The organism is Piscirickettsia salmonis LF-89 = ATCC VR-1361, assembly GCF_000297215.2.
GTDB lineage: Bacteria > Pseudomonadota > Gammaproteobacteria > Piscirickettsiales > Piscirickettsiaceae > Piscirickettsia > Piscirickettsia salmonis.
The window spans coordinates 1-899 of the sequence record NZ_AMFF02000209.1 but is presented as its reverse complement, the minus strand read 5'-3'; the positions used below and the strand labels follow the sequence as shown (position 1 = coordinate 899).

The following is an 899-nucleotide window of genomic DNA, read 5'->3' as shown; positions in this document are numbered from 1 at the left end:
TATAGTTTCTATCATATATAATAAGTTTAAACAATGTATATACATTAAGAATTTTGTGCTATACTTATGTCTAAACATTGTATAACCAATATTAGGAGTATGTACGATGGATGCAGTTGTTAGAAAATGGGGGAATAGCTTGGGGTTGTTGCTACCCTTGAGCATCGCACGTGAACTTCATATCAATGATGGTAGTCATGTGACGATTGATAAGGTCGGGGATGAGATTCACATTAAACCTTTGACTCATACGCAGACCCTTGAATTATTATTATCAGAAATTACCCCTGAAAATAGTCATGATTTAGTAGATTGGGGTGAAGAATTAGGAGGGGAGCGCTTTGAATAAAGTGCCTGAACGTGGTGATATTATTTTTCTTAGTTTAGACCCTACATTAGGTAGTGAACAAAGAGGAAACCGACCCTTTTTAGTGTTGACTTCCAAGCCCTATAACTTAAAGGTGGGACTTGTGACGGGGTGCCCGGTTACTTCAAAGATTAAAGGATATCCTTTTGAAGTTGAGATACCTAAAAACAATAGCGTTCACGGAGCAGTGTTGGTTAACCAACTAACAACAAAAGATTTCCGTGCTAGGGGCTGGAATCATGCTGATAAGCTCGATAAAAAATCTCTTGAAAGAGTTCAGGGGCTAATTGATGTGATGTTGAAAGGTTAAGTTTAAGGTTTGGGTCGATTTTATGAAGTGGTTGGGTAGCTCCAATTGGCACTGTTGCAAAAAATTTAGATTTGAGTAGGGTGTAGCAATCAACGGAAGTTAAGAGTGAATTGCTGTGGGTAGACGTAAACGATTTAAGAAGAATCAACCCTTTAAATGGAAGCATTATTCCGGTGAGATCATTCTTTGGCTGGTGCGTTGGTATGGCCGCTATGCCTTATC

2 protein-coding genes are annotated in these 899 nt (G+C 38.6%); both read left to right on the top strand.

Going from position 1 to position 899, the window contains the following annotated elements:
- Nucleotides 1–106: 106 nt before the first annotated feature.
- Nucleotides 107–349, top strand: coding sequence for an AbrB/MazE/SpoVT family DNA-binding domain-containing protein (locus tag C200_RS13450; protein WP_016212365.1), 243 nt, complete (start codon nucleotides 107–109; stop codon nucleotides 347–349).
- Nucleotide 350: 1 nt separating this feature from the next.
- Nucleotides 351–677 carry a type II toxin-antitoxin system PemK/MazF family toxin gene (locus tag C200_RS13445; protein ID WP_016212366.1) on the top strand — a complete coding sequence of 109 codons (327 nt, stop codon included), beginning with the start codon at nucleotides 351–353 and terminating at the stop codon, nucleotides 675–677.
- The last annotated feature ends 222 nt before the right edge of the window (nucleotides 678–899 follow it).